Origin of the sequence: Sagittula stellata E-37 (assembly GCF_039724765.1) — a bacterium.
In the GTDB taxonomy this organism is placed as follows: domain Bacteria; phylum Pseudomonadota; class Alphaproteobacteria; order Rhodobacterales; family Rhodobacteraceae; genus Sagittula; species Sagittula stellata.
Window position 1 is genome coordinate 3,088,032 of the sequence record NZ_CP155729.1, and the last position, 24,993, is coordinate 3,113,024.

Here is a 24,993-nt window from a genome sequence, read left to right on the forward strand (position 1 = left end):
GCGTTAAGGCAGCACTGCCCCCGGCCGCGTCTTGCGCGCACTGGCGCTGCGTCAGGCCACACCGCACGCTTCAGGCACCGGCGAACGAACCTTCGGAATGGCCGGATATCTACAACAAATTCAAAGCCATGGACGACATTCCTCACCCTGCGAGACATTGTCACCGGCCTTGGCACAGGTCCGATTCCGCGCCCGCCCGAATCGGACGTTGCGCCAGAACCACGGTCGGACGGTTTCCGAACCGCACCCGGTTTGACCGACGACGGCCTCCGGGTGGACCGGACCGCAGCACTTCAACTGGGTGCGACAAAAAGTTTGATCGAGATCAAATCGCCGCATGGACGCTGTCGCGGACACATTCTAAAAACCTGACAGAACACCGGATGCACGGAAAGATTCTTGGCAGGAGTCTTTTCGCGCGTCCCCGCATGGAAACGCTAGGGAGGCAGACAATGGCAGACGCCGCCATTCATGGCCACGAGCATGAAGACAACCGGGGGTTCTTCACCCGGTGGTTCATGTCGACGAACCACAAGGACATCGGGATCCTTTACCTGATCGTGTCGGCCTTCGCCGGCCTGATCTCCGTCATTTTCACCGTCTACATGCGCATGGAGCTCATGGAGCCGGGCGTCCAGTTCATGTGTATGGAAGGCGCACGCCTGTTCCCGACCGCGGTCGAGAACTGCACGCCGAACGGACACCTCTGGAACGTGCTGATCACCGGCCACGGCATCCTCATGATGTTCTTCGTGGTCATTCCGGCGCTGTTCGGCGGTTTCGGCAACTACTTCATGCCGCTGCAGATCGGCGCGCCGGACATGGCGTTCCCGCGGATGAACAACCTGTCGTTCTGGCTGTATGTCGCGGGCACCACGCTGGCGATCTGCTCGGTCTTCTCGCCGGGCGGCAACGGTCAGCTCGGGTCTGGTATCGGCTGGGTGCTTTACCCGCCGCTCTCGACCACCGAAGGGGGCTTCTCCACCGACCTCGCGATCTTTGCGGTGCACGTCTCCGGCGCGTCCTCGATCCTCGGTGCGATCAACATGATCACCACCTTCCTGAACATGCGCGCCCCGGGCATGACGCTCTTCAAGGTGCCGCTGTTCTCGTGGTCGATCTTCGTCACCTCCTGGCTGATCCTGCTGTCCCTGCCCGTTCTGGCCGGCGCGATCACCATGCTGCTGACCGACCGGAACTTCGGGACGACCTTCTTCGACCCGGCCGGCGGCGGTGACCCGATCCTCTACCAGCACATCCTGTGGTTCTTCGGCCACCCGGAAGTGTACATCGTGATCCTGCCGGGCTTCGGCATCATCAGCCACGTCATCGCGACCTTCTCGCGCAAGCCGGTCTTCGGTTACCTGCCGATGGTCTGGGCGATCATCGCCATCGGCGCGCTGGGTTTCGTCGTGTGGGCGCACCACATGTACACGGTCGGCATGTCGCTGTCCCAGCAGTCCTACTTCATGCTGGCAACGATGGTCATCGCGGTCCCCACGGGCGTGAAGGTCTTCTCGTGGATCGCCACCATGTGGGGCGGCTCCATCGACATGAAGGCACCGATGCTCTGGGCCTTCGGCTTCCTGTTCCTCTTCACCGTCGGCGGCGTGACCGGCGTGGTGCTGAGCCAGGCAGGCGTCGACCGCGCGTACCACGACACCTACTACGTGGTTGCCCACTTCCACTACGTTATGTCGCTGGGTGCCGTCTTCGCCATCTTCGCCGGGATGTACTTCTACCTGCCGAAGATGTCGGGCCGGATGTACTCCGAACCCCTGGCCAAGCTGCACTTCTGGATGATGTTCATCGGTGCGAACCTGACCTTCTTCCCGCAGCACTTCCTTGGCCGTCAGGGTATGCCGCGCCGCTACATCGACTACCCGGATGCATTCGCCACCTGGAACTTCGTCTCGTCGATCGGCGCATTCATCTCCTTCGCCTCGTTCCTGCTGTTCTTCTACATCGTCTTCCACGCGCTCACCCGTGGCGCGCGGGTGACCGAGAACAACCCGTGGAACGAATGGGCCGACACGCTGGAGTGGACCCTGCCCTCCCCGCCGCCGGAGCACACGTTCGAGCAGCTCCCGAAGCAGGAAGACTGGGACAAGGGCCACGCACACTAAGCGCCCCGTGTTAAAGACCAACGAAAGGCCCCGCGACACGCTCGCGGGGCCTTTTGAATTCCGGCCTGCGGCGAGACACCCGGACAGGCGCACGATACTGTCAGCGCAAGCCTGACCCCCGACGCCCTCTGGCGCAAAGGCCACACCCGGACCGGTGCACACACGACGGGCCTTTCTCCGGTGCTCCCGCCCGCTACCTTCCTCTCTCCCCACTGTCCGCAGCCGGAGTCCCCGTTGTCCTACGTCGTCCTCCTGATCGTATCGGCCCTGCCCCTGGCCGCCTTTCTCAGGCGCCCGGGCTGGCCGCCGATCCTGCTGCTCGCCATTCCGTTCTCGTGGGCGCTCTATGCCGGTTGGCTGCTTGCGATGACCGAGGTTCCGGCGCTGCGCGACACCTCGCTGCACGACACCTTCTCCACCATTCCGCTGCCGCAACTCTTCGCCCGCGTGGCGCTGACATTCGCGATCTTTCCGGCGGTGTACTTCGTGCTGGATTTCATCCGTGCGGTCCGCTTCGGGCGCAACATGGCGCTGTGCGTTCTGACACAGCACGGCATCCTGTCGGCGGTAGAGTTCGGAGCCTTGCACGTCCGCGGTGTGGTGCCCGAAGCCGACGCACTTCCAGCCATGTTCTGGACGCTCGAAGTGCAGCAGGCGCTGACCGGAGTGGCGGGCCTGGCGCTCATCGTCTTCGCCGCGCTGACGCTGGGGCAGATCGTGCTCCGGGTCCTGCGCGGCCCCGCCCGGACCTGACTGGAGCCAACTGGGCCACCCGCTGCGCCGCATCTGCGCAAAACGGACGCAACCTCCCGAAAACACGATAGCTTCCCGCTTTGCGGACGCCATGTGGCACGTTATAGGACAGGAATGCCGTACCACTGGACGACACCCCAACGCGCGCACGTACAGGAGATGCAGCTCTGGCCGCACAACTCCCTGTCGCCAAAGGGCTTCGCCGCCATGGTGCTTGGTTTCTTCCTTGCCGCCTCGATCCCGCTTTATGGGGTTCTCGGCACGCTGGTGCTCTGGGGGCTGTTGCCGTTCATGCTGGCCGCGACGGCCGCGCTCTACTACGCGCTGCGCCGCAACCTGCGCGACCGCCGCATCCTCGAGGTGCTCACCCTGACCCACGACAACACCAGTCTCGTGCGCACCGATCCGCGCGGCGACTCCCTGTCGTGGGATGCCAACACCTTCTGGGTCACCGTCTCGCTGCACGAGACGGGCGGCCCGGTTCCCTACTACGTCACCCTCAAGGGCAGCGGGCGCGAGGTCGAGATCGGCGCCTTCCTGTCCGAGGACGAACGCAAGGCGCTCTACACCGACCTGCTGACCGCCGTCCGCCGCGCGAAGGAGAGCTGAGATGGCCCAGGCCCCCGCAACACCCAAATGGCACCGCGCCGCCCTGTCCCTTGCCGCCCGCGCCGGACGCGACGACATCGCCGACCGGCTGACCCCCGTCCCCTCCGAGGCCGCGGCCCTCGCCCTGCGCCACGCGCTCAGGACCCGGGTCCCCGCGATGCGCCGGCAGGTGATCTTCCTCATTCCGCTGGTCGGGCCGGAGCAGGTCGGCGACTGGCGTGCCGTCAACATCCGCCTGCGCGCCACGCTGCAATGCATGATCGCGCAGGACGATCCGCACTGGCAGGCCATCGTCTGCTGCCAGGAACGGCCCGCCCTGCCGGACGACCGCCGCATCCATTTCCTGCCCTTCGACGATCCCACCCCCGGCAATGACAAGTGGCGCAAGCTGGCGGCGCTCTACGGACAGCTCGACCGGCTGGACACCGGCCCCTCCTATGTCATGAGCTTCGACGCCGACGACCTCATGCGCCAGGGCATGGTGCGCGAGATGCTGCGCCGGCAGGCCCCGGGCGGCTACCTTGTGCAGCAGGGCCTCGTGATGGACGACGCGACCGGGGTGATCGCGCTCGCCGATGCGCCGACCCTGCGCGAACCGATGCGGAAACCTTTCTGGAAGCTCTGCGGAAGTTGCGCGGCGGTGGCCCACGATCCGGACCTGCCGCAGTCGGCGGGCTTTCTTCAGGCGATGACGCAGCACGAACACCGGATGTTTCCCTACCTCGCCGCGCTGGCGGGCCACCGGCTGGCGCCCCTGTCCTTCCCGGCGGTGCTTTATGTCCTGAACCACGGAGAGAACTTCGGCGCGCGGCGCGGGCGCGTCAGCTTCAAGACGAAATTCGTGGAGCGTTTCCGCATCGACGACCCGGAGGAACTGGCCCGCATCGCGCAGGGATTTCCCCTGCCCGAGGAGCTGCCCGAGGATCTCGCCGCCATGGAGCCGGCACAGGGACAGGCGGGACAGAATCCGGACGCACAACCGGTGTAGGGCGGGGCTGCGCGCCGCCTGCCTTCGTTAACCGTTTGTGACGCAACGTCCTTCTTGGCGCATGGACAAAGGTTAACAACCGGCCGGTTCGGCCCCCCGTTCCGGCCGGTTTTGTCCCGATATTAAGAATAAATCCCGACTTCGGGAAACCCGTGTCTGCGGGCCTTGTGCGCGCGCCCCTGCCTGCCACAAGCCCTGCCCACCGCACGGTCCGTTACCCTGGCGCGCGTTGCGTGAACGTCGGCGTTCCGGTGGCTGCGACTCGCACTTTCCCCGACCGGGGACGCGCGCAGCCCCACACCGGACCGCGCCGAACCCGACGCAGAGGTCTCATTTCTCAACCGGATGTCAGGAAAAATGACTGCGGCGTTTACCCGAATGAACGCCGCGCCCGCCGATCCTCAGGAGGCCAGCCGCGCCTTGACCAGCGGCCCCGCGGCCGCGAAATCCATCTGGCCGGTGTACTTCGATTTCAGCACACCCATGACACGCCCCATGTCGCGGATGGATTCGGCCCCGACTTCGGCCACAGCCGCATCGATCGCCGCCGAAACCTCCGCATCGCTCAGGGCGCGCGGCAGGAATTCCTCGATCACCTCGATCTCGGCCATCTCGCGCTCGGCCAGATCCAGCCGTCCGCCTTCCTCGTAGGTCTTCGCGCTCTCGCGGCGCTGCTTGACCATCTTTCCGAGGATTGCCAGCACTTCGGAGTCGTCCACGCCGTTTTCCTGCCCGTCCGCACGGGCCGCAATGTCGCGATCCTTGATCGCGGCATTGATCAGGCGAAGGGTGGACAGCCGCGCGGCGTCCTTCTCCCGCATCGCCTGCTTGACGGCCACGTTGACTCTCTCGCGCAATTCCATGCCGCAATCCCCGCGGTTATCCACATTCAAGACCCGACCCTATCCCAACCGCTGCGTCGGCGCAACTCCGCCAGATTTGCCCAAAACCCTGAAATTAAAGGGATTTACATTTTGAGAACGGCCTCTTGACCGCCTCACGGCGCGGGCTTAGGTTCCGCACGATTTGCCCACAGTCCGGAGTCGCCCCATGCCGAGCCCAAAGCCCGCGCCCACCGCATGCCTCGCCCTAGCCGACGGTACACTTTTCTACGGGCAGGGCTTCGGCGCCACCGGTCAGGTCACCGCCGAGCTGTGCTTCAACACCGCCATGACGGGCTATCAGGAAATCATGACCGACCCCTCCTACGCCGGTCAGGTCGTCACCTTCACCTTCCCGCACGTGGGCAACGTCGGTGTGAATCCCGAAGATGACGAAACCGGCGATCCGGTGGCGGCAGGCATGGTCGTCAAGTGGATGCCGACCGCACCGTCGAACTGGCGCGCGGTGCAGGGCCTGTCGGACTGGCTCTCGGCCCGTGGCCGCATTGCCATCGGCGGCATCGACACCCGGCGGCTGACTCGGGCGATCCGCCAGTCCGGCGCCCCGCATGTGGCACTGGCCCACGATCCCGAGGGCAACTTCGACATCGAGGCTTTGGTGGCCGCGGCGCGCGGTTTCTCCGGGCTGGAAGGGCTCGACCTCGCCAAGGACGTCACCTGCGCGCAATCCTACCGCTGGGACGAGATGCGGTGGGCCTGGCCGGACGGCTACGTTCGCCAGACCGATGCCCGGCACAAGGTTGTCGCCATTGATTTCGGCGCCAAGCGCAACATCCTGCGCTGTCTCGCGTCTGCCGGCTGCGAGGTGACCGTCCTGCCCGCCACGGCGACCTATGAAGACGTCATGGCGCACGCCCCGGACGGCGTCTTCCTGTCGAACGGACCCGGCGACCCTGCTGCGACCGGATCTTATGCCGTGCCGATGATTAAGGGCCTGCTGGACAACACCGATCTGCCGGTGTTCGGCATCTGCCTGGGCCACCAGATGCTTGCGCTGGCGCTGGGGGCACGGACGATCAAGATGAACCACGGTCACCACGGCGCCAACCACCCCGTGAAGGACATGGAAACCGGCAAGGTGGAAATCACCTCCATGAACCACGGTTTCGCGGTGGACAGCCAGACCTTGCCCTCCGGCGTGCTTGAAACCCACGTATCGCTGTTCGACGGCTCCAACTGCGGAATACGCGTGGCCGACCGCCCGGTGTTCTCTGTCCAGCACCACCCGGAGGCCAGCCCGGGGCCGCAGGACAGTTTCTACCTGTTCGAACGTTTCGCCGCATCCATGGCCCACGCCTGATCCGGTTCCATCGGTCTCTCACGACAGGGACTTCAAAGCATGCTCCGGCCCCGACGCTCTCTGCGCCGGGGCTTTTTACGTTCCCATCTGTGCCCGCTAGTCCAGCGGCTTGGCGGGCACGGCAAAGGCACGGTCGCGCCTATGGACGGCAAGCCTGCGCTGTCGCGCCGGTGCGGCTTTTCCATTTGTTCACAATCATCAAGGGTGGCAGTTAACGCATTGCCGCACACGGGGAAATATTTGCCGCACCCAAACCGGCGTTAAACGCATCTTAAATCCCGTTCGCGACACTCCCGGCAGGCAAAGCCGGACCCTCCATGACCCAGACCCGCCTCTTGTTGACGGACGTCACCCTCGCGCAGGCTCGCGGGCCAAGGGGTCAGCCGGTCAGCCACATCCTCATGGAGGCCGGGGCCGTCGCACCCGGCACGATGCTTGGTGCGCTGGCGGAGTCCGCTCGACTGCATCAGCCGGTTTCCACGGTCGTCATGGCAGAGGCGCTCGCCACACGAAAGGACGTTGCCGAAGCCCAGGCACGGCACTATGGCGCCATGGCCCTCGACCGTGCGGCCCATCCCCCCGATCCCGCGTTGTCACATCTGCTGCCCGCCAATTTCTGCCTTGCTCACGGCGTCCTGCCGTGGATCCGCATCGGGGATACACTCGTCCTCGCCACCGCTCGCCCGGAGCACTACGACGACCTTCTGGAATTGCTCCCGCCCGACATCGGACCTGTCGTCATGGCTGTCGCGACCGAAGCGGACATCCACGACGAAATCGCCCAACGACACGGCAATGCCATGGCCGCAGCCGCCGAAAACTGGGTCCGGGAGGAGGACAGCTGCCGCGATCTCAACACCTCCAGCCCGGCGGCGACCGCACTTGCGATCCTTGCCAGCCTCATTTGTCTCTCCCTCCTTGCGACCGCGCCTGCACTGCTGTTCACCATAGGGCTCTTGCTTGCCCTTGGATCGCTGCTGGTGTCGCAGGGTATGAAGCTTGCTGCGCTCATCGCCGTTCCGCGTCGTCTGGCATCGACCCGACACACCTTGCCTCCCCATCCGCCAGTGGTTTCGATCCTTGTGCCGCTGTTTCATGAACAGGAAATTGCGCGAACGCTCGTCAAACGCCTGTCGCGCCTGACCTACCCGAAATCCTTGCTGGACGTCGTGCTCGTGCTGGAGGCGGAGGACACTGTCACGCGGACAACCGTCGACCGAACCGCCCTGCCGCCATGGATCAGGACCATCGTGGTGCCGCCCGGGCGCATACGGACAAAGCCCCGCGCCCTGAACTACGCGTTTCGCTTCACTCGTGGCGCGATTGTCGGCATCTACGACGCCGAGGACGCCCCTGCCCCCGACCAGATCGACCAGGTGGTGAGCGCCTTCGACAGCGCCCCGGCAAAGGTCGGATGCCTGCAGGGCATTCTCGATTTCTACAACCCGCGCGCCAACTGGTTGTCACGCTGTTTCGCCGTCGAATACGCAAGCTGGTTCCGCATCCTGCTGCCGGGGTTCGCGCGGATGGGTTTCGCCGTCCCGCTTGGCGGCACCACCGTCTTCTTCCGGCGCGAGGCGCTGGAGGAGGTGCGCGGCTGGGACGCCCACAATGTGACAGAGGACGCGGACCTCGGCATCCGGCTGGCCCGCTACGGCTGGCGGACAGAGATGATCCGCTCCGTCACAAGGGAAGAGGCGAACAACCGGTTCTGGCCCTGGATCAAGCAGCGGTCGCGCTGGCTGAAGGGATACGTCATCACCTGGTGGGTGCACTCGCGCCACCCTAGGCGCCTGTGGCACGACCTCGGTCCGAAACGGTTCTTCGGGATGCAGGCGCTGTTCATGGGCACGATCCTGCAATTCGCCTTCGCGCCGGTGCTCTGGTCGTTCTGGCTGATCCTCGCCGGGTTGCCTCATCCGCTGGACCCGTGGATCGGACGTGGCGGGATCCTGGCGCTGACGGTCATTTTCCTCACGGCAGAGGGAATGACGCTGCTGGTCGGCATGGCCGCCCTCGCGCGCAGCCCGCACCGAGCGCTGTTCCCCTGGGTTCCGACGCTATTCGCCTACTTCCCGCTCGGCACCGTGGCGATCTACAAGGCCCTGTGGGAAACGCTGCGGAACCCGTTCTTCTGGGACAAGACCCAGCACGGTCATTCCTCGCCCGATACGCCGGGCGCGGACATTCCCCCGGACCGAGAGCTCTGACATACGTCAGGCGCCAAGCGCCTCCTGGGTGTCGAGCTTCAGACGCGTCACGAAGGCCACCGAGATATGATCGCGCAACGCCTTGTAGGCCGCATCCTCGTCCCGCCGGGAGATCGCATCGACGATGGCCTGATGTTCGGCCATGGCGATCTCGCCCCGGCCGCGCGCCGCCAGAGAGGTCGTGGCCATCAGCGCCATCGACCGGTGCACGAGATCGAGCTGCTGGACCAGATACCGGTTGTGCGACGACAGGTGGATCATCTTGTGGAACCGCCGGTTCGCACGGCTGAGCGCCTTGGGGTCGTTCATCAGTGCGCGGTCTTCCTCGACCATCTCGGTCAGGACCTGGATTTCTTCCTCGGTGGCATGCCGGGCCGCAAGCCGCGCGGCCAGCCCCTCAAGCTCCGTCCGCACCGCATAGAGCTCGGCCATCTGGTTGTGGTCGAGCGAGGCCACGATCAGCGACCGACCGTCCCGAGCCAGAAGGCTTTGCGTTTCAAGCCGTTGCAAGGCCTCTCGGATCGGTGTCCGCGACACGCCGAAGCGGTCCGCCAGTTCGCTCTCTACAAGGCGGTCGCCTGGTCGGTAGATCCCGGAGTCGATGGCATCGAGGATCAGAGAATAGGCGTCCTTCTGGGCGGTTTTGGGTTGAGCCATGAGGGTTCCTTGCAGTCTTCGCGGCAAGTTAGACCTTTGGGGCGCTAACACACAAGCAACTTGCTTTGCCTCGATGCCGCAACAGGCATAAACTGGCGTCATGGACCGTTTTTCCCGACTGCGCACCTGGGTCTTCGACCTCGACAACACGCTTTACCCGCCTGCGATGCGGCTTTTCGACCAGATCGAGGCGAAGATGACCGCCTTCGTGATGGAAACCCTGTCGGTCTCGCACAAGGCCGCCGACGAATTGCGGCACCGCTACTGGATGGATCACGGCACGACGTTGGCCGGGCTGATGACCCATTACGGCGTCGAGCCGGAGCGCTATCTGACAGAGGTGCACGACATCTCGTTCGACGCGCTGACACCCGACCCTCATCTGGCCGAACTGATTGGCCAGTTGCCCGGACGGCGCGTGGTCTACACCAACGGCAGTGCGCCTTATGCGGCGCAGGTCCTGAAGGCGCGCGGGCTGGAACACGCCTTCGACGCGATCTATGGCGTGGAAGATGCCGACTACCTTCCGAAACCGCACGCCGATGCCTTCGCGAAGGTCTTTGCCAAGGAGTCGCTCGACCCCACACAGGCGGTCATGTTCGAAGACGACCCGAGGAACCTCGCCGTGCCGCACGGCCTTGGAATGGTGACGGTGCACGTTGCGCCCACACCTGCGCCGGCGGATCACATTCACCATCATACCGACGATCTGACCGGGTTCCTCGACACGGTCCGGAAACGAACCGCTACATGACGCCGCGCGCGGCACGGCACAAAGGACATCCTGACACGTCAGATGCGGCATTTCGCACATGTCGTTTTCGCGCAAGACCTGTATGTCGGATCGGCCAAGTTCAGGAGACCCGCCCATGACGACCGAAGACGCCACCCTGTCGCACGAAACCGCCAAGACCCCCGCAAGCGTCGTGACGCTGATCCTGATGTGCGTGGTGCTATTCGTGGCGCTCACCGCGCTCGCCACGTGGACATGGGGCCTGCCGGCACTGGCAATGATCGCACTGGCGCTGGTGCCGGTGATGTATGCGCTGCTGATCCTGATCTCCATGGGCAGATAACCCATCGCGTCGCATGGCGATCCGCTGTTGCGCGCCCTAGGTTGCCGCGCAAGGAGAGTGTCCATGGATTACGATATCACGATTTCAGGCGGCGGCATCGCGGGACTGACCGCGGCCGCCGCTTTTGCGCAGGCCGGGTTCTCGACGCTTGTGGTCGACCCGACCGCTCCGGTGACAGAGCGCGAGGCCGAAGGCTCCGACCTGCGGACCACCGCCTTCCTGCAGCCTGCGCAGGCCTTTCTTGAAGACATTGGTCTTTGGACGCGGCTCGCCGATCACGCCATGCCCCTGCAGACCATGCGCATCGTCGATGCCGGTGGTGCCGTGTCCGAACCGCGCGTGACAAAGGACTTCGACGCAGGCGATATCTCGGACAAACCATTCGGGTGGAACCTTCCCAACTGGCTCCTGCGCCGTGAATTGGCGGCTCGGCTCGGCGAACTGGCGCAGGTCGACTTCCGCCCCGGCACCGGCACCACGGGCCTGTTCACGCGCGAGGGCGAAGCGCGCGTCTCGCTTTCGGACGGCAGCCGGATCCGCACCCGCCTTGTGATCGCCGCAGACGGTCGCAACTCGCCCATGCGGCAGGCGGCGGGGATCGGCGTGCGCACGACCCGCTTCGGGCAAAAGGCGCTGGCCTTTGCCGTGACACACCCCATCCCGCATGGCAACGTCTCGACCGAGGTGCACCGCACCGGCGGTCCCTTCACGCTCGTGCCGCTGCCTGACTTCGAAGGCCGCCCGTCCTCCGCCATTGTTTGGATGGACGACGGCGCGAAGTCCGAACAGCGCATGGCACTGGACAAGACGGCCTTCGAACAGGAGATGTCGGAACGCTCCTGCCACCTGTTCGGCCCGCTCGAACTGGCCTCCCGACGCACGATCTGGCCGATCATCGCTCGGGAAGCCGAGCAACTGGCCGGGCAGCGCCTCGCCCTCGTTGCCGAAGCCGCGCATGTCGTGCCGCCCATCGGGGCCCAGGGTCTGAACATGAGCCTGCGGGATCTGGTCACGCTGCGCGACCTCGCCATGGCCCAGCCTGACCGGCTCGGAGATGCCGCGATGCTCGACGCCTACCACCGCCGCCGGATCACCGACATCCGTGCGCGCGTCGCGGGGATCACCGCGCTGAACCGGATCTCGCAGATGTCGTCGCAACCGCTCCGCGACCTCCGGGCCAGGGGTCTGGACACGCTCTACAGCATGAAGCCGGTCCGCACGTCCTTGATGAAACTGGGTCTTGGCGCCTCCGGATGATCCCGTCTTCACCGGGCCGAATCATTGCAACGGCGCTGCGTTCGCGTACGGCCACTCACGGTTGAGCGACTTTGGCAACTCCCCACAACTGGGGATGGTTTTTGCAAGAACAAGTGAGCAACACAGTCGCCGCCACAGCCGCGGTTTACCTTCTATTAAGGCGCATATCGGCAGATGGGAGTGCATCAGACGAAACTCGCCAAATCGAGGTAAAGCCATGATAACTCGCCTGTTTTTGGGCGCCGCCTTTGCGTGCGCCGCAGCTATCCCCTTGCCTTCTGCAGCGGACGTAACCCGCGCCGTATCGGAGATGCGCGCCAGCCACCCGACGTCTGCCAACTGGGGATCGACCCACGAAGGCTGGGGGGCGGCCTCCCTGACCTACAATCGCGATGAAGGCCGCATCATCGAACTGGTCATGACGATCTCCGGCGTGGCGCCGGATACGCTGGCTTCGGCCGGGCCGGGTGGCGTGCTTGGCCCGATCCACATCCACAACTATCCGCAAGGCGGTCCCGACTTCTTCGTCCAACAGATGCCGGGAGAGATCGAGGCGACGGAAGACGGTTTCATCTACCGCGTGTCGAACTGGACGATGGAACCGGCAATGGTCGGGCCGGATCACGTCGATGTCGATTTCGTCCTGTCCGAGATCGCGGCAGGCAATGCCTACTTCGGCCTGCACACGACCGACGCATTCTGTCCGGGGAACAAGAAGGAAGGCGTTGCGGGCACATGTGCTGCGCCCGGAACCGCCCTTTCGGGGCATATCACCGTGCTGCCCGCACCCGATCCGAACGTTCTGGCGCTCGTGACCCGTTGACGGGCCGATGCGCGCGGACGTGACCGCGCGCGGCGAGCGGCCTTCGGTGCGCACAATATGAAGAGGATGCCGCGCTGGACGCACCGGCGCGGCATCGCAACGTCAGCCCGTTGTCAGAACACCGCGTCCACGACGCGCTTCAGCCGCGCCACAGTGCCGTCGACGTCATAGAGCTTGTCGAGACCGAACAGCCCGATCCGGAAGGTCGAGAACTCCGCCCCCTCGTCTACGGCCAGCGGCACACCCGCAGCGATCTGCATCCCGTGCGCGGCAAAGGCCTTGCCCGATTTCACCTCCGGATCGGAGGTGTAGAACACCGCGACGCCCGGCGCTGCGAAACCCTCTGCCGCAACCGATTTCACGCCCTTTTCCGCGAACAGGGACCGCACAGCGTTCCCCAGCGCCCACTGCGCCTCCTTCAGGCGGGTGAAGCCGTAGTCCTTGGTCTCGGCCATGGCATCGCGGAACCCGCGCAGACCGTCCGTCGGCATGGTGGCGTGATAGGCGTGGCCGCCGTCCTCGTAGGCCTTCATGATCTGGCGCCACTTCTTCAGATCCACGGCGAAACTGTCGGAGGTGGTCTCTTCCAGCCGGGCCACCGCGCGTTCGGACATCATCACGAGGCCGGCGCAGGGCGTTGCCGACCAGCCCTTTTGCGGGGCCGAGACCAGCACGTCCACGCCGCAGTCCTTCATGTCCACCCAGACACAGCCCGAGGCGATGCAGTCCAGCACCATCAACGCGCCCACGTCATGCGCCGCCGCCGCCATCCGGCGGATGTAGTCGTCGGGCAGGATCATCCCGGCCGAGGTCTCTACATGCGGTGCGAAGACGATGCCGGGCTTCGTTTCGGCGATCTTCGCTTCCACGTCCTCGATCGGCGCGGGAGAGAACGGCGCGTCGGACGCGTTGCCGGGCCGGCGTGCCTTCAGCACCGTCGTCTGGCCGCCGAAGTTGCCTGCTTCGAAAATCTGCGACCAGCGGTACGAGAACCACCCGTTGCGCACCACCAGAACGTCGGTGCCCTGGCCGAACTGGCGCGCCACCGCCTCCATCCCGTAGGTGCCGCCGCCGGGGACAAGCGCCACCGCTTCGGCATTGTAGACCTCGCGCAGCATGCCGGAAATGTCGCGCATCACCTGCTGGAACGCGGCGGACATGTGGTTCAGCGAACGGTCGGTGAAGACCACCGAAAACTCCTCGAGCCCGTCCGGGTCGATGTTGTCGAGCAAAGCAGCCATATATCCCTCCAAAGGTCGTTATCCCGGACCTACCGCAGCGCGCGACGCTTGGCAAAACAACCTTTGGTCCCGGTGGACGTGTCGCATATGCCGCAGTGTCATTGCTGCATCAACTAAAGGATTCACGAACCGCGAGAACCTGTTACATTTCCCCCAGATCAAAGAGCGGCCGGGCACGAAGACCCGGCGCCGAGGCAGAGTATCATGGCGGACACGACGATCCTCCTCAATGCGTACAGCATTGTGGGCGGCCCGAAGCTGAAGGTTGTGCATTCGGGGGGCAATCTCGACGAGGGCGGCATGCTCCTCCGAGACGCAGAGTTCGTGTGGGAGCACGACGACATCGTCCTTATCGACGTGACGAATGCCAACGAGGATGGCGGCGTCGGGCATGGGTCGGAAATCACCCGGATCACCGTCTACGACACCTCGGCGGACTACTTTGCCGGGACGTCAAAATATGTCTACGAAGGACACAACGGGCATACTGGCGAGATCCGTGGAAACACTTCAGGTGTCGGCGACAACTACCTGAGACTGAACGCAAATGTTCTGACATCGGATGACCCCGACGCGCCGGACATCAACCAGCTTTTCCTTGTCTCGGGGACGGATCTGTCCGACGCGGTCAACGACGGCATTCCGCTTTTTGTCGACCAGTATAAGGACAACGACTACAACGCGAACGACACGATCGACGGCGGAAGCAGCGAACAGGCCGACGGGATCTTCCATGGCGGCGCGGGCGGCAACGACATCTACGTGGTGCTCTGCTTTGCCCGGGGCACCCTGATCGAGACACCGGGCGGCCCGCGTTTTGTCGAGACGCTGAAGGAAGGCGACCTTGTCGTCACGCAGGATGACGGACCGCAGCCGGTGATCTGGGCCGGGTCGGACCGGCAGGCGGGGGTCGGGCCGAATGCGCCGGTCCGCATCCGCGCCGGTGCGCTTGGAAACCTGCGCGATCTGGTCGTGTCGCAGAACCACCGGATGCTGTTCGGCGGCCCACGCGCGGAACTGATGTTCGGCCAGTCCGAGGTGCTGGTCGCGGCAAAGCATCTTGTCGACGGGCGCGACATCTTCATCGAAGAATGCCCGGTCGTGCATTACTATCACCTGCTGTTCGAACGGCACCAGATCATCTTTGCAGAAGGCTGCCCGGCGGAGTCCCTGCACCTTGGCAGCCAGGCGTTGAAGACGGTGGGGCCTGAGGAACGCGACGAGATCATCGCCCGTTTTCCCGACCTCGCGCAGCGACCGGACGCCGGCGCGCTGTCGCGTTACGAACTGAAACGCTTCGAGGCGGAGGCCCTCCGGCGGTCGGCCTGAGCGCGCCTGACCGCACCCGGCCCGGTCAGATCGCGAACAGGGGTCCGGGCCTGCGTTCTTCCGACAACAGCACGTTGGCGTCCAGATTGCCCACCCCCGGCAACGTCATGATCCGGCGCCGCAGGACCCGCTCGAAATCCGCCAGGTCGCGCGCCACCACGCGCAACCGGTAGTCGTAGGCGCCCAGAACGTGCTCCACCGTCTGCACTTCCGGAATGGCCGACACCGCGCGTTCGAAGTCCTGCAGGCTGACACGGCCCTTGGTCGCCAGCTTCACGCCGAGGAAGACCGTCACTCCGAACCCCAAAGCCTGCGCGTCGAGGTCCAGCCGGGTGTCGCGGAACAGCCCGGCCTCGCGCAGCCGCTTGATGCGGCGCCAGCAGGCCGGTTGCGACAGGCCAAGCTCACGCCCGAGCGCGCCGGCAGTCGCCGTGGCATCCTCTGCCAGCGCCCGGAGCAGCGCGCGGTCGATGTCGTCGAGGTCGATCACAGCGGCAGCGTCTCCTCGTCCTTGAGGCGGGCGACGTGCATCAAGGCCTCGATGTCCTGTATGTGCGGCAGGTCCAGCAGCCGTTCGCGGTAGATGCGCTGGTAATGAGCCATGTCGCGGGCGATCACGGCGAGGCGCACGTCCACCTGACCCAGAAAGGTCTGGATCTCCAGCACCTCCGGCACCTCGCGTGCGGCGGCGATGAAGGTGTCGAAGGCGCGCGGCTGGGTCTTGTCGAGGGTGACACGCAGGCTGACCTCGACCTCGTACCCCAGCGCGTGCCAGTCGATGACGCCGCGCACGCCTTTCAGCACGCCGGTTTCGCGCAGCCGTTCCAGCCGCCGCGCCAGCGTCGAAGGGGTCACACCGGCCCTGTCCGCCAGTTCGGCGGCGGGCGAGTCCGGGTCGGCCTGGTAGTGCCGAAGGATGCGTCTGTCTGTGTCGTCGAGCATGATTTCACCGAAATATCACGTAATGGAGAATGATAAAGTCGTCTTCTTCCCAAAATACCCAAAAAACGAAAACTCTCTCATCCCTCCGGGACTATTGTGCCGCCATCACAGAGGAGAAGACACATGCGCGTTTACTACGACCGCGACTGCGACGTTAACCTTATCAAGGACAAGAAGGTCGCGATCCTGGGTTACGGCAGCCAGGGCCACGCCCACGCCCTGAACCTGCGCGATTCTGGCGCCAAGAACGTTGCCATCGCGTTGCGCGAGGGTTCGCCCTCGGCCAAGAAGTGCGAAGCCGAAGGCCTGCAGGTCATGGGCATCTCGGAAGCGGCGGCATGGTGCGACGTCATCATGTTCACCATGCCCGACGAACTTCAGGCAGAGACCTACAAGAAATACGTCCACGACCACCTGAAGGAAGGCTCTGCCATTGCCTTCGCACACGGTCTGAACGTGCACTTCGGCCTGATCGAGCCGAAGCCGGGCGTCGACGTCATCATGATGGCGCCCAAGGGTCCGGGCCACACCGTGCGTGGCGAATACACCAAGGGCGGCGGCGTGCCCTGCCTCGTGGCCGTTCATAACGACGCCACCGGCAAGGCGCTGGAAATCGGCCTGTCCTATTGCTCCGCCATCGGTGGCGGCCGCTCGGGCATCATCGAGACCAACTTCCGCCAGGAATGCGAAACCGACCTGTTCGGCGAGCAGGCCGTGCTGTGCGGCGGCCTTGTGGAACTGATCCGCATGGGCTTCGAGACGCTGGTCGAAGCCGGTTACGAGCCGGAAATGGCCTACTTCGAGTGCCTGCACGAGGTGAAGCTGATCGTGGACCTGATCTACGAAGGCGGCATCGCGAACATGAACTACTCGATCTCGAACACCGCCGAGTACGGCGAGTACGTCTCTGGCCCGCGCATCCTGCCCTACGCCGAGACCAAGGCCCGCATGAAGGAAGTCCTGACGGACATCCAGACCGGCAAATTCGTGCGTGATTTCATGCAGGAAAACGCTGTCGGCCAGCCGTTCTTCAAGGCGACCCGCCGGATCAACGACGAGCACCAGATCGAGCAGATCGGCGAGAAGCTGCGCGACATGATGCCGTGGATCTCTGCCGGCAAGATGGTCGACAAGGCCAAGAACTGAGGTCCTTTCCGGACCGGACGACAGGGGCGGCCTTCGGGCCGCCCTTTTGCGTTGCGACGTTAACCGTGACACCACCGCGCGATGGCCTTAACGCCGCGTGCGCCGTCCTTGCAGGACCACATGCGGTGTACGCCCTTCAGCGCGGCACAACGACATCACGAAGCGTTAACCGACCTTAACGCCCTGTAAGGGGTGAACCGGCCGATTGGACCCCGATTCCCGGCCGGTTGTTAACCTTTGCCCCCGAGTCGGCCAAAATCTCCCGTTGCGCAGGGATTTTTTTGCGTTAACCCCGATCCGTCTGCTTCGTGCACAGACGGTGCGATCCGGTCAGAGCCACTGTGCGCGGTCGCGACATTGTTACATCATAACGCGCCCACCATCTTCCGGTCATGACTTACGACATCAACACGCGCGAGGGGCTTCCGCCCGAAATGCGGACCCTCTATCGGGACCTGCCACGCGACGGCTGGCTGGAACACCCGGGCCTGAAAAAAGCGACCCGCAACTGGATGGGCGCTCATCTGGGCTTTCGCCATACCGGCGCGCTCCTGAAGGCCGAGACCGAGCGGTTCCTCGACAAGGAGACGCCCGCCGACCTCTATGCGGAACGGCTGGGGTTCTTCGGGCACCGGCTGGTCGTCAGCCTGCACGGGCATCACACCTGGGAGGATCGCAGCTTCTTCCCGGAACTCGAAGCGGCCGATCCGCGCTTTGCCCGCGGACTGGAGATGCTGGAAAGCGATCACGTCACGCTGGACGAGACGCTGGACCGGCTGACGCGGCAGGCCAACCGGGTGATCGCGCTGGAAACGCTCGATCCCGCGCAGATGACCGAAGAGGCCGGACCGCTGCACGACACGGTGAGCGCTCTGACCGGGTTCCTGGAGCGGCACCTGACGGACGAGGAAGACCTCGTTGTGCCGATCGTCCTGCACCACCGGCTGCGTGGCTGACATGACCCTGAGTGGGGCGGAGAGGCTCCGCCCTGCCTCGTGTCGCGCGGGACCTTGGCGCGGCACGACATGCCCGATATAGCGCCGGCATGACACCAGAGATCACGCCCCGAAGCTGGGCAATGGTCGGGAGCCTCGGCCTTGTCTGGGGCGCGACCTTCCTGTTCATCGAGATTGCCCTGCACGGCATCACGCCGTTCTGGCTGGCCGCCTACCGCATCGGATTCGCGGCATTGCTGACGCTGGCCGTCTGGGCGCTGCGCGGCGGCGGCCTGTGGCTGACAGAGGCGCGCAACTGGCCATCGCTGATCCTGATCGGCGTCCTGTCCTCCGGCCTGCCCTTCATGTTGCTGGGCTGGGGCCAGCAATACGCGACCTCCGGCTTTGCCGGGGTCAGCATGGCGGCGGTGGCGTTGATGGTGCTGCCGCTGGCGCATTTCCTCGTGCCGGGCGAACGGATGACGGCACGCCGCGCGGTGGGGTTCGCGGTGGGCTTTGTCGGGGTCGTCGTGCTGATCGGACCGGAGGCGTTGCAGGCGTCCGGCAACGCGATGGAGCCCTGGGGACGGCTTGCCTGCCTCGGCGCGGCCTGCTGCTATGCGGTCAGCTCGGTCACCATGCGGCGCCTGCCGCCGATCGACGCCATAGGGCTGGCGGCGGTCCCGCTGGTGGTGGGGGCGCTGTTCGTGCTGCCCGTCGCCTGGGCGCAGGAAGGTCCGCCGCCCCTGCCGCACGGCCAGACGCTGGCCATACTGGCGGTGCTGGGACTGCTGCCTACGGCGGGTGCGAATCTGCTGCGGGTGCTGGTGATCCGCTCTGCCGGGCCGGTGTTCATGAGCCTGACGAACTACCAGGTGCCGCTGTGGTCGGTGGCGTTGGGGGTGATCGTGCTGGGGGAGCCGCTGCACGCCTCCCTTCTGGTGGCACTGGTGCTGATCCTCGCGGGCGTTTTCCTGAGCCAATGGGGCGCGCTGAAGCGGCTGTTCCTGCGCTGAGGCCGGGGGCGTGCCCGGTGAGGCGCGCCCTGCCCGGTCTGGCGATCCGCTTGCCGTATGCCGCATCGATCAGGCCGTCCGAGTAATGCCCTTGTGACGGCTGGGCGCCCTCCATGACCGATGCTAAGGCCGACCGATAGGCGGCATGCCAGCCATGGGTCCACGCCGGGAGGGCAACCAATTCAATGCTCGGGACGTTGAGTGCGCGTATTCAAACTTGCCTCCAGCCGAAAGAGAAAAAACCAAGCATGCCGCTCCTGCGAATTGACATGATCGAAGGACGCTCTGACGAGGATCTTCAACGCCTTCTGGATACCGTCCAGTCCTGCGTTGTCGAAGCCTTCGGCGTCCCCGAGACCGACCGCTACCAGATCGTCCACGAACACAAGCCCGGACGTATGGTCTTTCTCGACACCGGGCTGGGGTTCACGCGCAGCGATCAAATGATCTCGATCCAGTTCTTTACCAGTCCGCGCACCCACGTCGAGAAGATGAAGGTCTACAAACTGTTGGCTGAGAACCTCGAACACACCTGCGGGCTGGACCCGAACGACCTCCTGATCTCGGTTTTCACCAACCGGGAAGAGGACTGGAGTTTCGCACAAGGTGAAGCGCAGTATGTCACAGGGCGCCTGCCGTAAGAGGACGCAATCGTCGAGACCGGGCTTGATCCGCAAGCGGACCACCGGGTCTTTGGTAAAAGCCGGCCTGCCCCGTGTGACAGATCACCCAGACAGGAACGCCCTCGCGAATTTTCGTGAGAGCGTTTTGGGTTTGACCGTCGATCCGCGCGGCGCCAGCACATCGGCGGCCGCCGCGAAGGCGAAGGGTCTTCAGGGAAGAGTTTTCAGGCAGGACGGGGACCCTGCGTCCGGTCCCGTGCCACGATTCGTAGGGCGGGGCTGTGCGCCGCCCTACCTTGGATCAAAGGCCTGTCACCAGCACGACACCAGCACGGTCATGTCGGTGGCCAGCGCGGTCAGGTCCTCCGGCTCCATGATGCCGCCCGTCACCTGGCTGCTGGCGCTCACGCCGTTGGCACGCAGGAAATCGAGGATCATCTCGCCCTTGGCGGCAAAGCTCACCTGATCGGGCAGTTGCCGTCCGCCTTCGGTTTCGCGTGGCAGCAGCATCCCCATGACCGAGCCGCCTGCATCGAAGACCGGTCCGCCCGCGTCGCCCGGCATCGCCGACAGCGCGAGGCGCTTGACCTGCGGTTCGCCGGAAAGGCCACGGGTGTCCTCCAGCGTGCCGAAGGTCAGGGTCGGCGCGGTCAGCACGCCACCGAAGGAAAAGCCCGCCACCGCGATCTCAGACTGGAGGCGCTGCGTGCCGGTGGAGAACTGCGCCACACGGCGCGGCGCCAGCGCGTCCTGCGGACGCAGCAGCGCCACGCCCAGCGACGCATCGCGCGCCATCACCTGCGCCGGGTAGCTGCCGTTGATCGTCACGCGTTCGCAGTCTGCCACCGCGTCGGCAGAGGTCAGGACCGCGCCGCCCGATGCCACGAAGAACCCCGAACCGTTGCCCTTCGGCGTGCGCACCTTCAGGCCGGAAACGAGGTCGACGGACTGACCGTCGTCCGAGACCATCGCCGGATCGAGCACGCCGGGAATGCGCTGATAGCTGTCCTGCATCAAAGCCAGCACGCGCGAGCGGCGCTCCTCGTCGTTGGCGGGCCAGACAAGGGTGAAACCCTTGATCTCGCCGTCGCGCAGGCCGACCTCCGTGTGGCTGACGATACGCGAATTCGCCCCGGTCAGCAGGAAGCCGCCGTTGTCGCGGCGCCGCTCGCCCTCGACGGGGACGATTTCCAGCGTCTGCATGATCTCGTAAAGGCCGTTCAGCGTGTCGCGGTCGCCGGGTTGCGAGATCAGCAGAACCTGCGCGGGCAGATCGGTCTTCGACCCGTAGATCGCAAAAGGCGCCTCGTAGCGGTCGAAGTCCACCACGCCCAGCGGCATCTGCATGACGATGCCCGCGCGGTCGTCGACGCGGTCGGCCATGCCCATTCCGTCGAGCACGGCGTTGTACTGCCCCAGAAGCGCGGCGCGCTGGCGCGAGGTCAGGATGCCCGTGGATTCGTAGCCGTTGGCCTCCTGCCATCCGGCCATGGACCGGCGCGTGCCGGGACCGAAGGCACCGTCGATGCGGCCTTCGTAAAAGCCCGCCCATTGCAGCGCGATCTGCAGCATGTCGCGCGCTTCGCGGTCAAGCTGCGCCTCGGAGGCACGCGCCTCGCGCGGGGTCTCTTCCGGGACCGCGGGGACCGGTGGCTCGGGCGCGGCCTGCGGTTCGGGCGCCGCTTGCTGCTCGTCGGAGAGCGCCGCTGCCAGGTCGTCCGCGGTCAGCGGCTGGTCCCCGGTCGCCGGCGCCTGGGCGGTATCGGTCGGTGCGGCGTCGTCCTGCGTCGGCTGAACCTCGGTCCGGGGCGTGTCGCCAGCGGCGGCCTGCCCGTCCTGCGGTGCGTCGAGCTCGACCTGGGCGCCCACCGGCCAGAACTGCCGGCCGTAGACGCGCGACGTCTCGACATAGCTGTCGGGCGGGATCGCGCCGGAGCGCATCAGCTCGCCCAGGAAGGCCTCCGCCTCGTTGCGGTCGCCGTAGGGGCCCACGGCCACGCCGTACCAGCCGCCGCCCAGCGAGAACCCGTTCACATTGTTCAAACGCTGCGAAAACTGGCGGACACTCGATTGAGCCCCGGCCAAGGACGTGCGCGCCTCGACCTGGATGAAGAACCGCTCTTCCTGTTGCGCAAGGACGCCCTGCCCCGAAAGAACCAGCGCAAAAGCAAGGGAAATCAAATGTCTCGGCATCGCTGTCGTCGGCCTCTTCGTGCTGCCCAAATCAGGCAACCTTTATCAGATCGCACGCCGCGTGCACGTGAAAATGACGTGAGGCGGCGCATTGACCCCACGCCTGTTGCCGCCTAATCAGACGCCCAAGCGCCGCGAGGAAGCCAACCATGTCCGAGACCCAGCAAAAGAGCCCGCACAAACCCGCCTCCTTCCAGGAGATCATCCTGCGACTCCAGACATACTGGGCGTCGAAAGGATGTGCGATTCTGCAACCTTACGACATGGAAGTCGGCGCCGGCACCTTCCATCCCGCGACCACCCTGCGCGCCTTGGGCAACCGCCCCTGGACGGCCGCCTATGTGCAGCCCTCGCGCCGCCCCACGGACGGGCGCTACGGCGAGAACCCCAACCGGCTGCAGCATTATTACCAGTATCAGGTCATCATCAAGCCGTCGCCGCCGGACCTGCAGGCGCTCTACCTCGGCAGTCTCGAAGCCATCGGCATCGACATGGCCCTGCACGACATCCGCTTCGTCGAGGACGACTGGGAAAGCCCGACGCTCGGTGCCTGGGGCCTCGGATGGGAAGTCTGGTGCGATGGCATGGAAGTCAGCCAGTTCACCTATTTCCAGCAGGTCGGCGGCCACGACTGCCACCCCGTTTCCGGCGAACTGACCTACGGTCTCGAACGGCTGGCGATGTACGTGCTCGGCGTCGATCACGTGATGGAAATGCCGTTCAACGACCCGCAGTCGCCCATCGCGCTGACCTATGGCGACGTTTTCCGCCAGACCGAAGAGGAATACTCGCGCTTCAACTTCGACACCGCCGACACCGCGCTCCTGCTGCGCCACTTCGAGGAGGCAGAGGCCGAATGCGCCGCCATCCTCGCGCGCGATGCAGAGGACCCCAAGACCGGCAAGCGCATCGTCATGGCCCACCCGGCCTACGACCAGTGCATCAAGGCCAGCCACATCTTCAACCTGCTCGACGCCCGTGGCGTGATCTCCGTCACCGAGCGGCAGGCCTACATCGGCCGCGTCCGCGCGCTGGCGAAGATGTGCGCCGATGCCTTCGTCACCACCACCGCCGGCGGGTACGAAAGCGGCGCGGCGGCATGAGCGGCAAGGTCATCGGGATCGGTATCGTGCTCGTCTCCCTGATCTTCGGCGCCGTGGTGTATTACACGCAGGTCTACTACTATTACGAACCGGTGCAGGCCACCGGGCGCGACGACGTGCTGCTGACCAACATGGTCACCGACGCTCCGGAAGCGATCCTCTACGACAATTTCGAGGCCATCGACGCCGACAGCTCACCGATCCGTTACCGCGCCTGCTTCACCACGACCCTGTCGCTGGCGATGCTGACAGAAACCTACGAGCCCTACGAAGGTGCCGAGCCGCGCAACGCGCCCGCCTGGTTCACCTGTTTCGATGCGGAGGCAATCGCCGAAGACATCGAAGCCGGACGCGCATTGGTCTTCGCCGGACAACGCAACATCGAATACGGCATCGACCGCGTCGTCGCGATCGCCGAGGACGGTCACGGCTACGTCTGGGAAGAAATCAACGAGTGCGGCGACAAGGCCTACGACGGCACGCCGCTGGGCGAGGACTGCCCGGTCAAGGACTGACCGTCCCAACGACGGACCGTCCCCGGGTAGAACCGGCCAACATCGCACTGTCCCGCCGACCAGCCCGCCATAGACAACGCGCGCCAGGCGCTCCCCCGCCCCGCAATCCGGCCCGCAATCCGCGTCGCCCCCCCTTCATCTTGGCGCAAATACCTCGGAGGGGGTGCGGGGGAGGCAGCGCCTCCCTCGGCCTGTCGCCGCGCAAGATGCGCGGCGACACCGCAGACGACCACAACTTCCACGGAACTTTATCGCCTCTCCAAGCGCTCTCCCTGCAACAGAGGAGAGATCGACCATGTCCGAGAAAGCCCCCGCCTGGGTCCCGCCCGTCATGCGCACCGGCTACTTCGCGCGCGCCGCCGTCTACGTGGTCGTGGGCGGTCTGGCCCTCATGGCCGCGCTGAAGGGCGGTCAGGCGCAGGGCACCACCGACGCGCTCGCCGACCTGCGCGGACAGGCCTGGGGCGTGGCCGCGCTCTGGGCGATCGCCGTGGGGCTCTGGGCCTATCTCGCCTGGCGTCTGGTCGACGCCTGGCTCGATCTCGAGGACTACGGCACCGACGCCAAGGGCATGATCGCCCGCGCCGGTCTGGTGATCACCGGCCTGATCCACGGCGCTATCGGGGTCTCGGTCGCGGCGACCGCCATGGGCGGCGGCAGCGGCGGCGAAGGCGGCGGCACGCAGTCCATGACCCAGAAACTAATGTCCATGCCGTTCGGACCCTGGCTCGTGGGCGTGGTCGGCATCGCCACGCTGGGCGCCGGCATCTACTACATGCACAAGGGCTGGGCCGAGAAATACAAGGAGCACATCCGCGTCACGCCCACCGCCCGCAAGCTCGACCCGGTGTGCAAGTTCGGCTGCATCGCGCAGGGCGTGGTGATCTCGCTGATCGGCGTTTCGATCATCTTCGCCGCCATGACCGCCAACCCCAATGAGGCGGGAGGCGTGGGCGAAGCGCTGCACCAGCTGCGGTCCATGGCCTACGGGCGCATCCTTCTGGGCATCGTGGCGCTGGGTCTGCTGGCCTTCGCCGTGGAAAACGCCGTCGAGGGCTGGTATCGCGTCTTGCCGCGCTACGAGGGCAAGGACGTCATGACCCTCGCCCGCCGCGCCAAGCTGAAAGCCGAGGGCAAGCTCAACGAAGCCACGGCCTGATCCGCAAGGGGTCGCAGGCGGCGTCTCCGCTTGCGACCCCCTGCGAGGCCCGCTAGACACCGCAGCAACGACGAAGCCCGTGCCGCCAAG

At 65.3% G+C, this 24,993-nt stretch carries 24 protein-coding genes; 18 read left to right on the top strand and 6 right to left on the bottom strand.

The genetic code is table 11. From position 1 onward, the window contains the following. Positions 1-452: 452 nt before the first annotated feature. From ctaD to ABFK29_RS14680, 4 genes are all read left to right on the top strand, one after another. Positions 453-2,126, top strand: a complete 1,674-nt coding sequence (gene ctaD / locus ABFK29_RS14665; RefSeq protein ID WP_005856132.1) for a cytochrome c oxidase subunit I — start codon at positions 453-455, stop codon at positions 2,124-2,126. Positions 2,127-2,360: 234 nt separating this feature from the next. Beyond that, on the top strand, positions 2,361-2,879 hold the full coding sequence (locus ABFK29_RS14670) for a hypothetical protein (protein WP_005856134.1): 519 nt from the start codon (positions 2,361-2,363) through the stop codon (positions 2,877-2,879). Positions 2,880-2,993: 114 nt separating this feature from the next. After that, positions 2,994-3,488 (top strand): DUF2244 domain-containing protein, encoded by a 495-nt coding sequence (locus tag ABFK29_RS14675; RefSeq protein ID WP_040604175.1) that lies wholly within the window; start codon positions 2,994-2,996, stop codon positions 3,486-3,488. A 1-nt stretch (position 3,489) separates the two neighbouring features. Next, positions 3,490-4,476, top strand: coding sequence for a hypothetical protein (locus tag ABFK29_RS14680; RefSeq protein WP_005856138.1), 987 nt, complete (start codon positions 3,490-3,492; stop codon positions 4,474-4,476). A gap of 401 nt (positions 4,477-4,877) precedes the next feature. Here ABFK29_RS14680 and ABFK29_RS14685 read toward each other — a convergent pair whose 3' ends face one another. Then, positions 4,878-5,339, bottom strand: coding sequence for a GatB/YqeY domain-containing protein (locus ABFK29_RS14685; RefSeq protein ID WP_005856139.1), 462 nt, complete (start codon positions 5,337-5,339; stop codon positions 4,878-4,880). Between the two features lie 187 nt (positions 5,340-5,526). Between ABFK29_RS14685 and carA the strand changes: the two genes are divergently transcribed. Then, a complete protein-coding gene (gene carA, locus ABFK29_RS14690; protein WP_005856141.1) occupies positions 5,527-6,678 on the top strand; it encodes a glutamine-hydrolyzing carbamoyl-phosphate synthase small subunit in 1,152 nt (383 codons plus the stop codon). A 317-nt stretch (positions 6,679-6,995) separates the two neighbouring features. Next, the gene (locus ABFK29_RS14695; protein WP_198135690.1) at positions 6,996-8,888 is read left to right on the top strand and encodes a glycosyltransferase family 2 protein; all 1,893 of its coding nucleotides are present in this window, start codon (positions 6,996-6,998) and stop codon (positions 8,886-8,888) included. A 6-nt stretch (positions 8,889-8,894) separates the two neighbouring features. Here ABFK29_RS14695 and ABFK29_RS14700 read toward each other — a convergent pair whose 3' ends face one another. Further along, positions 8,895-9,545 (bottom strand): GntR family transcriptional regulator, encoded by a 651-nt coding sequence (locus ABFK29_RS14700; RefSeq protein ID WP_005856145.1) that lies wholly within the window; start codon positions 9,543-9,545, stop codon positions 8,895-8,897. Positions 9,546-9,645: 100 nt separating this feature from the next. On the opposite strand from ABFK29_RS14700, the gene ABFK29_RS14705 reads away from it, so the two are divergent. The 4 genes from ABFK29_RS14705 to ABFK29_RS14720 all read left to right on the top strand — a co-directional run bounded on the left by ABFK29_RS14705 (position 9,646) and on the right by ABFK29_RS14720 (position 12,701). Then, positions 9,646-10,299 (top strand): pyrimidine 5'-nucleotidase, encoded by a 654-nt coding sequence (locus ABFK29_RS14705; RefSeq protein WP_005856147.1) that lies wholly within the window; start codon positions 9,646-9,648, stop codon positions 10,297-10,299. Positions 10,300-10,414: 115 nt separating this feature from the next. Next, a complete protein-coding gene (locus ABFK29_RS14710) occupies positions 10,415-10,621 on the top strand; it encodes a hypothetical protein (protein WP_005856149.1) in 207 nt (68 codons plus the stop codon). A gap of 63 nt (positions 10,622-10,684) precedes the next feature. Then, positions 10,685-11,878 carry a UbiH/UbiF family hydroxylase gene (locus ABFK29_RS14715; protein ID WP_005856151.1) on the top strand — a complete coding sequence of 398 codons (1,194 nt, stop codon included), beginning with the start codon at positions 10,685-10,687 and terminating at the stop codon, positions 11,876-11,878. Positions 11,879-12,149: 271 nt separating this feature from the next. Beyond that, on the top strand, positions 12,150-12,701 hold the full coding sequence (locus tag ABFK29_RS14720; RefSeq protein WP_157136399.1) for a hypothetical protein: 552 nt from the start codon (positions 12,150-12,152) through the stop codon (positions 12,699-12,701). Positions 12,702-12,814: 113 nt separating this feature from the next. On the opposite strand, the gene ABFK29_RS14725 is transcribed toward ABFK29_RS14720, so the two are convergent. Beyond that, positions 12,815-13,942, bottom strand: a complete 1,128-nt coding sequence (locus ABFK29_RS14725; RefSeq protein WP_005856154.1) for an aminotransferase class V-fold PLP-dependent enzyme — start codon at positions 13,940-13,942, stop codon at positions 12,815-12,817. A gap of 204 nt (positions 13,943-14,146) precedes the next feature. Here ABFK29_RS14725 and ABFK29_RS14730 point away from each other — a divergent pair, with 204 nt between their 5' ends. Then, on the top strand, positions 14,147-15,271 hold the full coding sequence (locus ABFK29_RS14730) for a Hint domain-containing protein (protein WP_005856156.1): 1,125 nt from the start codon (positions 14,147-14,149) through the stop codon (positions 15,269-15,271). A gap of 25 nt (positions 15,272-15,296) precedes the next feature. Here ABFK29_RS14730 and ABFK29_RS14735 read toward each other — a convergent pair whose 3' ends face one another. Continuing rightward, positions 15,297-15,761 (bottom strand): Lrp/AsnC family transcriptional regulator, encoded by a 465-nt coding sequence (locus ABFK29_RS14735; protein WP_005856157.1) that lies wholly within the window; start codon positions 15,759-15,761, stop codon positions 15,297-15,299. Beyond that, positions 15,758-16,213, bottom strand: coding sequence for an Lrp/AsnC family transcriptional regulator (locus ABFK29_RS14740; RefSeq protein ID WP_005856159.1), 456 nt, complete (start codon positions 16,211-16,213; stop codon positions 15,758-15,760). The genes ABFK29_RS14735 and ABFK29_RS14740 overlap by 4 nt, the downstream gene beginning before the upstream one ends. A gap of 123 nt (positions 16,214-16,336) precedes the next feature. Here ABFK29_RS14740 and ilvC point away from each other — a divergent pair, with 123 nt between their 5' ends. The 4 genes from ilvC (at position 16,337) to ABFK29_RS14760 (ending at position 19,951) form a co-directional block, all read left to right on the top strand. Beyond that, entirely contained in the window at positions 16,337-17,359 is a 1,023-nt protein-coding gene (gene ilvC, locus ABFK29_RS14745; protein ID WP_005856161.1) for a ketol-acid reductoisomerase, read from the top strand. A gap of 392 nt (positions 17,360-17,751) precedes the next feature. After that, positions 17,752-18,315 (top strand): hemerythrin domain-containing protein, encoded by a 564-nt coding sequence (locus ABFK29_RS14750; protein WP_005856163.1) that lies wholly within the window; start codon positions 17,752-17,754, stop codon positions 18,313-18,315. An 89-nt stretch (positions 18,316-18,404) separates the two neighbouring features. After that, positions 18,405-19,310, top strand: coding sequence for a DMT family transporter (locus tag ABFK29_RS14755; protein ID WP_040604176.1), 906 nt, complete (start codon positions 18,405-18,407; stop codon positions 19,308-19,310). A gap of 248 nt (positions 19,311-19,558) precedes the next feature. After that, positions 19,559-19,951, top strand: a complete 393-nt coding sequence (locus ABFK29_RS14760) for a tautomerase family protein (RefSeq protein ID WP_005856166.1) — start codon at positions 19,559-19,561, stop codon at positions 19,949-19,951. 294 nt (positions 19,952-20,245) lie between these two features. Here the strand turns inward: ABFK29_RS14760 and ABFK29_RS14765 are convergent, their stop codons facing one another. Then, complete coding sequence (locus ABFK29_RS14765) at positions 20,246-22,126, bottom strand: trypsin-like peptidase domain-containing protein (RefSeq protein ID WP_040604177.1); 1,881 nt, start codon at positions 22,124-22,126, stop codon at positions 20,246-20,248. Between the two features lie 149 nt (positions 22,127-22,275). On the opposite strand from ABFK29_RS14765, the gene ABFK29_RS14770 reads away from it, so the two are divergent. The 3 genes from ABFK29_RS14770 (at position 22,276) to ABFK29_RS14780 (ending at position 24,903) form a co-directional block, all read left to right on the top strand. Further along, on the top strand, positions 22,276-23,229 hold the full coding sequence (locus ABFK29_RS14770; RefSeq protein WP_005856170.1) for a glycine--tRNA ligase subunit alpha: 954 nt from the start codon (positions 22,276-22,278) through the stop codon (positions 23,227-23,229). Beyond that, positions 23,226-23,744: a DUF6446 family protein gene (locus tag ABFK29_RS14775; protein WP_005856172.1), complete on the top strand. Its 519-nt coding sequence runs from the start codon at positions 23,226-23,228 to the stop codon at positions 23,742-23,744. The genes ABFK29_RS14770 and ABFK29_RS14775 overlap by 4 nt, the downstream gene beginning before the upstream one ends. 295 nt (positions 23,745-24,039) lie before the next feature. Next, positions 24,040-24,903, top strand: a complete 864-nt coding sequence (locus ABFK29_RS14780) for a DUF1206 domain-containing protein (RefSeq protein ID WP_005856174.1) — start codon at positions 24,040-24,042, stop codon at positions 24,901-24,903. The last annotated feature ends 90 nt before the right edge of the window (positions 24,904-24,993 follow it).